Here is an 8,512-nt window from a genome sequence, read left to right as displayed (position 1 = left end):
TGCTGATGGCGCAGTTGTCGCAGACCGCGGTCTGCACCCGGTTTCACGAATTGCTACCGCGGCTGGCGCGCTGGCTGCTGATGAGCCACGACCGGGCCCACGCCGATCATTTACATCTCACCCATCAGTTCCTGGCGGACATGCTCGGCGTGCGCCGCAGCGGCGTCACCACGGCGGCCGGCGTGATGCAGGCTCAGGGCTTGATCAGCTACACCCGCGGCGAGATCCGCGTGCTCGATCGTCCCGGGCTGGAGGCCTCATCCTGCGAATGCTATGCGGAAGTCGTCGCCGATTACGCCGAGCAGTTGGGGCCAGGTTCATTCCCGCCAATCAGACCGCGCAGCCGCGCTTGATCATGAGCGCTCCTGGTATCACCAACTTCCCCGGTAGCGACGAGCCAGCCGACGCAGTCTTGAGCGCAAGGCCTGCACATCAGCATGCAGGGTCCGATTCAGCCAACGCAGCAGCAGAATCCGGTAACCACCGTGCCAGTACCAATGCCGATGGCGGTCGATGCCGGCGGGGTGCCGCTCGGTGAGCCACGGAAACGGCTGCGCTTCGCTGCGTGGAATCGCCGCGCCCCGGAACACGAGCACATAGGCCAGACGATCGCTGGCCGAGCTATTGGCCAGCGCCGAATGCAAGGTGCGGCCGCCATGCAGCACGCACCAGCCGGCTGGCATCGGTGTGCTGACGGCTGCCAATTCCTCGAAATACTTCGCCGGGCATTCGATCGCCTGAACCCGCGGTTCGTCCTCGAACGAATGGTGCGGTAGCAGCGGGCCGCGATGCGAGCCGGGGATGTAGCGCAGGCAGCCGTTGTCTTCGGAGACGTCCTGCAGCGGCATCCAGATGCTGATCTGCTCGGCTCGGTAGTAGGGATCGTGACCGTAGGCCTCGTCCTGGTGCCAGGGCGTGACTGCGTTGCCGCCAGCGTGTTTGAGAATGCTGTGATCGAAGCAGAACTCGGCGTCCGGGCCGAGCAGCTGCCGGGCGATCGCCTGAGCACGCAGGAAGTGCGGTGTGTGCAGAAGCTCCGGTGCGTAGAGGCTGGGCTTGATGATCTGCGGCTGGATGCTGCTGCTGGCCTCGTCATCGAGACCAAGCATGTCGAACTGGTTGCCTTCGGCGCGGCCAACCTTCTGCTCGAAAAGATGAATCAAGATAGCGCGGATCGCCTGCACCTCGGCCGCATTGCAGAGATACGGCAGCACCAGAAAGCCTTGGGCATCAAAGGCGGCACTGTCAGCTTCGGACAAGTCCGGCGCCGGCAACAGCGGCCAGGTAGTGAAGATGATTTCCGGCGGCAGTTGGAGCCGGCGGCGCGCTGCAACCGGTGCGTTCAGAGGCGAGGGAATCATCGGCTCTGCACCGCAGTTGCGTTGCCTGCCTGAACCGGAAATGTCTGGTGTGTCGCGAACGGCATCAACGCCGCAAGTTGCAAGGCGCCGAGGAATTCGCCGCGACCAGCGCGCACCTGGCGGACCCGCGCGGCGTGGCCTTCACGTTCCTCACGACTGGCAAAGCGGATCGAGGCGTGATCGGGCAATGTTGCTTCGGGCTTGTCGACCTCGTCACGCGCCGGATTCGACAGCGTTGGGGTTTCCGCAGGTGCCTTGCCCCGCCAGCTGCGATCGAGATCGCCGAGCAGTCGGCGCAGGAAATGGGCACTGCCGAGCTGATATATCTGCACGCTGCGGGTTTCGCTCATCTCTGCCAGCCAGCGCGACTTGTAATAGCCGTAGCCCCACAGCAGGCTGAAGCATCCGTAGCCGCCGACGATCGCGGCGCGCACGCCGAGGAACAGGATCGCCGAGCCTGGTGCCAGCCGCGCCAGACGATCGTCGTAAACGATATGCAACGCATAGAGGCTGCTGCCGAAGCCGCCGCAGATCAGACCGGCGATCGGCAGGCCGTCGAGCAACAGCACCTGGATGCTGAGCTGCATCGGCTGGTCGGCCGCCATCAGCCCGGTGTAGTAGCCGCTCTGGCGCGCGTCATTTCCGAAGCCGGCGCGGGTGCGGGCCTTCCAGCTATGGCTTTCGATGCTGCAGTACAGCTCGAACAGCGCTGGCATCGTTTCGGGATCGGACGAGGCCAGCAGTTCAACCTCGCCGGCCGCCAGCAGCAGGCGCATCTGGCGGCTTAAGTTGGAGCGGAATTTTTTCGATAGTGCGGCGAAGTAGCCGGCCAGCGATTCCCAGCGGATGGCGATGTTGCCGTTGGCCTCGTTCGGCCACTGCCGATGCCGGCACAGGCGGCTCAGCGGAGGCAGCGGCAGCAGCGCGGTCGCCGCGTCCTGCTGCTGGAATTCAAGCAGGCTCCATTCGCTGCGCCGGCTGAGCAGGTAGTCGTAGATCGCCGCACTTACCGGCTGTTCGTCGCCCGGCCGGACCACCAGACGGGGCCGGTCGGAAACGTGGGCAGTCAACAGGCCGAGCCGGCGCGCGCGCAAGCCCAGCACCTGTTCGTCCTGCAGGCGCAGCGGCAGGCAGCCGAGCAGCTGCTCTCCCTGGAAGGCCAGCAGCAGCCACAGTCTGGCGCCGGGCGGGAACAGTTCCGGCTGGCTAAGGGTGTGGTCATAGAACTCGTAGCTGGAGAACGGGTCGGGGCGGTCCGAGGCGAGATTCAGCGCATTGATCGCCTCGCGCCACGACGCTGCCGCCGAAAGCCGATAGAAGCAGTGAACGACGATCCGATCGCTCATTCGCGGTCACCGGTCACGGCCTCGACACCATGGCCGTGACCAGACGCCTTCGCAACCAGGCGCAACGAAGGTCGTTGCTGATGAATCTTGACCGGGTCCAGTCCGAGATTGCGCGCCATCCGCTGGGTGAGGGTCTTGGCCCAGGCCATGGCGCCGTCTTCGCGGGTCGACAGCTCACGGAAGCCGAGCCGGATGCGGAACCAGCGATTGGCAACCCGGACCCGGAAGCGCCGCCGGCTGGCAGCCGTGAAGTGTTCGGTCGACAGCGAGACATTGACGCTGTCCAGATTGCTGACCCGATGCGGCGCGTTCTGAGGCCAGGCCAGCCACTGACCGGGCCGCAGATCGTGTACCACGGCGGCGTGGTCGTAGGCCGGCAGATAGGGCAGGTATTCGTGGCGCACGCCCGCGAAGATGTCTTCGAGCAACTCGGGCGCCAGGTAGCGGTGGTCCAGCGCCGGATAGACCCAGACCCGCTTGCGGCCGCGGATGTGCCAGAGCACCGAGGCGGGCGCATCGGCGTGGTAGTAGACCAGCGCTTCAGGCGAGGAAATCAGCAAGGTGCCTTGGCTGGCATCCGGCATGAAGCCGGGAATCTGCGCGGATAGCGCTTCATACAGACTGCTGATCAACTGCCGGTAGGGCGCTTCGGCCCGATCGATCCGCGTCAGGTTCAGCCACAGCCGGCCGGCCTTGACCGCCGTCAGCAGCGCCGCACCGTCGATGTCGCCTATCGCGACCCGATGATTGTCTTCGAGTCGCGCCGGGTCGTTGCCCATGCTGTGCGCATAGAGATGCTGACGCGGAAAGCGGTCGAGCAGTGCGATCAGTGCGTCGTCGCTGAACAAGGCCTGATCGTGAAGCCGATGCTGGCCGAGCACCGGCTGCTGGCCGAACTTCGTTCTCAGCCACCAGGGCAGATCAACCCCCAGGTCCAGAACGCTAGTGGGCGCGGAAGGCTTCATAGGCTGGCGTGGTTCTTGGCCTGATCAGGTCTTGATCGGGAAATCCTCGGACTTGATACCCGCGCCGGTCTGTACGTCATCGCACAGTGCCCCGGGCCGCGTGCCGATACGGATCTCACGAAAGCACAGCACAGCAATGCCGACGGTATTGAGCAGCTCGCCGATCAGGATGCCGAGCGGCGCACCGGCACCACCGAACCTGCCGATGCCCCAAAAGCTGACGGCCAGCGCCAGCAGTGCGCAGACCAGGGTCAGCGAGGTCAGCGAGCGGAACCGTTCGCGGACGATCGGCAGATAGACCAGCTGCTGATTGACCGCCATCAGCGCGAAGCTCGCCGACCACAGAAGCAGCAGCAGATCGCGCTGCGGGAAGTTCTTTTTCAGCAGCACCGCGAACAGCCAATCGCGCAAAAGCCACAGGGCGGTGAAATAGATCAGCGACACAAAGGCAATTACCAGCGAGAAGCCGATCAGCCGGCGCAGCACCAGCGAGGCGCCGCGTTCATGCAGCCAGCGAGAGGCGAGGGGTAGCAAGAGCGAGCCGATGCCGGTCGACAGCAGATTGACCGGCATCACCAGCAGCCGGGTTGCAGCGATTGCCGCTACCGCGCTGATATCGAGCGTGCCGGCAACCAGCCAGGTATAGCCCTGGCTGAAACTCCAGTGGATCGCCGCGCCGGCGGTCGACCACGCACCGAGTGGCGCGATCGCCCGCAGGATGCCCGGCGCACCCTGCGGATTCCAGGGCTCGACCTTGTGCAGGCTTCGAGCCAGCTGCCGGCTGGCCAGCAGCGCGGCGATTGCCAAGCCCAGAATCGCCCCCAGTGCTGGCATCGGGCTGAAGCTTGCCAGGAGCACGCCAGCGACGAGCAGGCCGGCGTAGCCGAGATCGCCCCAGAGCACCGGATGAAGCCGGCGATAGGCAATGAGCACCATGCGGAAATACTCGCGGCGCAGTGCCGCAACCATCGCCAGGATCGCAGCCGCCACCAGCAGCAAGGTCGGCAGATCGAGCCGGCCACCAAGCCATAGCGTCAGTGCGCTGATCAACGCCAAGGCGGCCAGCGACACGACCACCCGGCGCTGTTCGCGATACAGGCCGCCGGTGAGGTCGCCGCAGGCGGACAGCTCCAGGCGGGTCATCCGATTGACCATCGGCGGTGCGATGTAAGCGTTCTGCAGCGAGGTGGCGAGCAGGATTGCGCCGGAGACCAGGATGTAATAGCCATACTGCAGATCGCTGCTATGGCGGATCAGCAACAGGCCGACTGCGAAGCTGGTGGCCGACAGCACTGCCTGGCTGACCAGCGCGCTGCCGAGCATGCGCACGAAGGCCGTGCGCCGGCCCGGCCGCCGGGCAGGGAGCCGCAGTGGGTTCGACAGCGGCGTGCTCATCGCAGGCGTCGCTTGGTCGGCAGCCAGCCGTGATGGCGGCGGCGCAGCAGCAGTCGCAGTTTCCACAGCACGAACCAGGGTGCGCGCAGCAGATCGAGCAGGCCGGCAGCGCCCCGGCCGCTGAGCTGCCAGCCGCGCAGCACGTAGATCAGCAGGCTGGCTGCGGCAATCGCTGCAGGCCAAAGCCAGGCGCTGGCCTGGTTCTGCGCCAGCGACAGAGCCGCGGCCGCAGCCATCAACAGCAGCACGCCCAGCGCGATGTACGACAAGGGCAGCACCAGCAGATCCAGCGCCAGATCGAGACAGACCCGGCTGCGCCGCTGCCAGGCCGCACGCAGCAGCGGCAGCGTCTGAGTACGGATCAGCGCGTAGCGTCCGCCTTCCCAGCGCTGGCGCTGGCCGCCGGCGACCTCCGCGCTGCTTTCCATCACGGCATTGGCGAACGCTTCGCCGGCGTAGTGCACGCGATGGCCAGCGAGCCCGAGAGCGATACCGTATTCGAGATCCTCGGTCACCGAGAACGCCCGATACGGCACCTGGTCGAGCAGCCTGTGAGTCAGACACCAGCCGTTGCCGCGCAGGCCGCAGGACAGGCGCAGACGTTCTCGGGCCCGCGAGCGCAGGCTGTGAATGGCGCCGTGCGCGATCGCCATCAGCCCGGTGCGCCAGGACTCACCCGGATTGAGCACGCCGTAATGCGCCTGCACCGCACCGGCACCGGCCTCGATGCGGGCCGCGAAGGCTTCGAGCAGATTCGGAGACACCTCGGTATCAGCATCGATGATCACCGCAGCGTCGGCCCACTGGCCTTCACGGCTGCGCTCGAGGGCGAGGTGCAAGGCGTGGCCCTTGCCGCGCAGCAGCGGCTCGTTCCGCTCGCGGACATCGGCCCCCGCGGCCAGTGCCAGCGCCGCCGTGTTGTCGCTGCAGTTGTCGGCGACCACCATCAGCCACCAGCGGTCGCTCGGCCAGTCGAGCTTGCGCAGGCTGGCCAGGCAGCGCTCGATCACCGCCGCCTCGTCGTGGGCAGGCACGATCACGTCGAAGCGCAGGCGGCGCGACGAGCGCATCGGCGGCAGCGGTCCTGCGGAACACACGCTCAAGCCGAGCAGGTAGGCGCAGGCGGCCAGCAGCGGAATCGCCAGCAGCGCGAGCAGGGAGTCGATCAGCACGGTCAGGGCGGCCATCAGGCGTACTCGCGGTAATGAAAACCGGCGAAGCTGCTCAGCTTCCCGAGGTTTGCCGCCGCCTTGCTCAGCCAGTGCACGGCGCGGTGCCGGCCCAGCGGCCAGCACAGCAGCGCCAGCAGGAGGGCGACGATCATCTGGCTCAAGGCCCGCGCGAACAGCAACGCACGGCCAGCGCCGGACAGCGTGCCGTAACGGCCTGCCAGCGCATGGCGGGCATAGTCCTGTCCGCCGCGCAGCGCCCTCAGCAGCAGCCAGCGCAGCTTCAGACGCTTCGCCTCCACCGGTTCGAAGACCTCGGCTTCATCGCACCAGATGATTCTTGCGCCGCCCTGCACCAGCCGGTTCAGCAGATCGCCGTCCTCGCCGCCGGTGCAGCCATAGGCCGGGTCAAACGGTGAGTTGTCGACGCGCAACAGCGAGGCACGCAGCAGCACGTTGCCGAAGCGCAGACGGTTGCCGGGAACCAGGCTGCCGGTCTTCATGCGCGCCCAGTCGTAAAAGCGGCCGTGCCGCAGCCAGGCCACCGCGTCTTCCGGCAGCACCGGCAGCACCGGCCCAAGCACGCCGTCGACGTCGACAGCAGCCTCGGCCAGTCGCGCCAGCCAATGCGTGGGTGCGCGCTCGTCATCGTCGACGAAGGCCAGCCAGTCGCAGGTGGCCCAGGCCACGGTCTGGTTGCGGGTCAGCGACAGGTTCTTGACCGGCTGGACTGTGTAGCGAATCGGAAAGGGTGCGCCGGAGCGTGCCTGTTCGACGACCGCCCAGGCGCTGCCAGCGGCATCATTGTCGACCACCACCACTTCCTGCGGCAGCAGTTGCTGATGGGTGAGATCGCCGAGCAGTGCGGCAAGTCGCTCGGCCCGGCGATAGGTCGCGATGCAGACGCTGATCGTCATGGTCTGCTCACGGTGCCGGCGGCCGGTCGATGCGATGAGCCTTGGCGAATGTCGCGCGCAGATCGTTGCGGGCGCGGTAGACGTTCCAGCCGAGCAGGGCCGCCGCTGTCCAGTTCAGCAGGGACGCCGGCTGCTGAGTCAGCACCAGCAACGGCGCCATCACCACGAAGAACAGCAGTCGGGTCAGTGGCAGCGGCGCTTCCGGCCAGGCTTTGCCGCCGAACCGGTAGACGTAGTACGGCAGCCACTTGGCCAGCACGTGAGCGGCCAGCGCCAGCGCGCCGACCGCCGCCACCGGCACCAGCACCGCGAACGCCGCGCTGCGCGCCAGCTGCAGGCCGGGGAACAGCCAGACCCGGGTGCGCTTGTCATAGCGGTTGTACAGACGGAACCAGCCGAGGGTCGCCAGCAGCACCGCCAGCCAGCGAATGAAATCGATGATCGCCGGCGGTTCCGGCCAGCGCAGCAGCAGGATCGCCGCCGTTCCGAACAAAAATGCCCAGATCCAAGGCTGCGCCGCCGGCGTGGCGACCTCGTTGGCATGAAAGGGCGGGCTAAGCTTGGGCTCCGCCTCGAAGCGATCGGCAATCCGATCGTTGTCGGCATAGCCGCATTCGTAAATCGTCCAGAACGACAGCAGCAGCAACAGCAGGCCGGCGATGTGCTGCAGCGGCAGCGCTGCCAGCGCTACCGAGCTGAGCACCCAGAAGGCGAAGTCCTCCTGCAGGATTCCGCGCACGATGTAGCGCTCGCCGGGTCGCTTGACCTGGCTCAGATAACGGCCGGGCAGATAGACGTCGGCCAGCGCGCAGCGGTAGCGGGCGTCCGGCCACAGCGTGCGCAACGGCACGGCGCAGCGGTCGAGCAGCGGCAGATCGTCGAGCGAATCGGTGATCACCAGGCTGTTGCGCACGGTGTCGTCGCCGAGCGTCTCGACAGTCATCGCAAGCTTGCCGCGCTGGCGATCGCGGCAAGATGCCGCAAAGCTGGAATCGCCCACCGCGACGATCGCCAGTTCGCCAATGCCGAGCGCGGCAATCAAAGGTGTGACCAGGCTGCGGAAACCAAGCGTGACGATGACGGGCCGCAGCACGCGGCCGTGCAGGGCTTCGATCAACGGACGGTTGGTGAACTGCGCGGCCCGCTGCGGCAGCGAGCGCTGCCAACGGTCGCGTGTCCATGGCATCAGCTTGAGAACTAGCTGCAGGCGCCAGACATCACGGCTGGTGGCACCGCCGGTCCAGCGCCAAGGCTTGATCGAGTCGAGGGCCTGCATCAGAACGGCGGCCAGCAGCGCCGGACGCGCGCAGTCGAGGTAGTCCTCGGTGGAATTGCGCAGATACAGGGTTTCATCGAGAT

8 protein-coding genes are annotated in these 8,512 nt (G+C 66.6%); 1 reads left to right on the top strand and 7 read right to left on the bottom strand.

Annotated elements, in window-relative coordinates:
• A partial coding sequence (locus QZY06_RS07035; RefSeq protein WP_295682080.1) for a Crp/Fnr family transcriptional regulator occupies positions 1 to 353 on the top strand: 353 nt, incomplete at its 5' end.
• An 18-nt stretch (positions 354 to 371) separates the two neighbouring features.
• Here QZY06_RS07035 and QZY06_RS07030 read toward each other — a convergent pair.
• The 7 genes from QZY06_RS07030 to QZY06_RS07000 form a co-directional block, all read right to left on the bottom strand.
• Complete coding sequence (locus QZY06_RS07030; protein WP_295682078.1) at positions 372 to 1,361, bottom strand: phytanoyl-CoA dioxygenase family protein; 990 nt, start codon at positions 1,359 to 1,361, stop codon at positions 372 to 374.
• Positions 1,358 to 2,707, bottom strand: a complete 1,350-nt coding sequence (locus tag QZY06_RS07025) for a GNAT family N-acetyltransferase (RefSeq protein WP_295682076.1) — start codon at positions 2,705 to 2,707, stop codon at positions 1,358 to 1,360. Before QZY06_RS07025 ends, QZY06_RS07030 begins: the two co-directional genes overlap by 4 nt.
• Positions 2,704 to 3,672 (bottom strand): hypothetical protein, encoded by a 969-nt coding sequence (locus QZY06_RS07020; RefSeq protein ID WP_295682074.1) that lies wholly within the window; start codon positions 3,670 to 3,672, stop codon positions 2,704 to 2,706. Before QZY06_RS07020 ends, QZY06_RS07025 begins: the two co-directional genes overlap by 4 nt.
• Before the next feature lie 24 nt (positions 3,673 to 3,696).
• Positions 3,697 to 5,067: a hypothetical protein gene (locus QZY06_RS07015; protein WP_295682072.1), complete on the bottom strand. Its 1,371-nt coding sequence runs from the start codon at positions 5,065 to 5,067 to the stop codon at positions 3,697 to 3,699.
• Positions 5,064 to 6,254 carry a glycosyltransferase family 2 protein gene (locus tag QZY06_RS07010; protein ID WP_295682070.1) on the bottom strand — a complete coding sequence of 397 codons (1,191 nt, stop codon included), beginning with the start codon at positions 6,252 to 6,254 and terminating at the stop codon, positions 5,064 to 5,066. The genes QZY06_RS07015 and QZY06_RS07010 overlap by 4 nt, the downstream gene beginning before the upstream one ends.
• A complete protein-coding gene (locus tag QZY06_RS07005; protein ID WP_295682068.1) occupies positions 6,254 to 7,153 on the bottom strand; it encodes a glycosyltransferase family 2 protein in 900 nt (299 codons plus the stop codon). Before QZY06_RS07005 ends, QZY06_RS07010 begins: the two co-directional genes overlap by 1 nt.
• A gap of 7 nt (positions 7,154 to 7,160) precedes the next feature.
• Positions 7,161 to 8,512, bottom strand: a 1,352-nt coding sequence (locus QZY06_RS07000) for a hypothetical protein (protein ID WP_295682066.1), incomplete at its 5' end; no start/stop codon positions are given.

The organism is uncultured Nevskia sp., from assembly GCF_903885465.1.
Classification (GTDB): domain Bacteria; phylum Pseudomonadota; class Gammaproteobacteria; order Nevskiales; family Nevskiaceae; genus Nevskia.
Note: the sequence above shows the minus strand (reverse complement) of the source record. Positions and strands in the feature narration are given on the sequence as shown.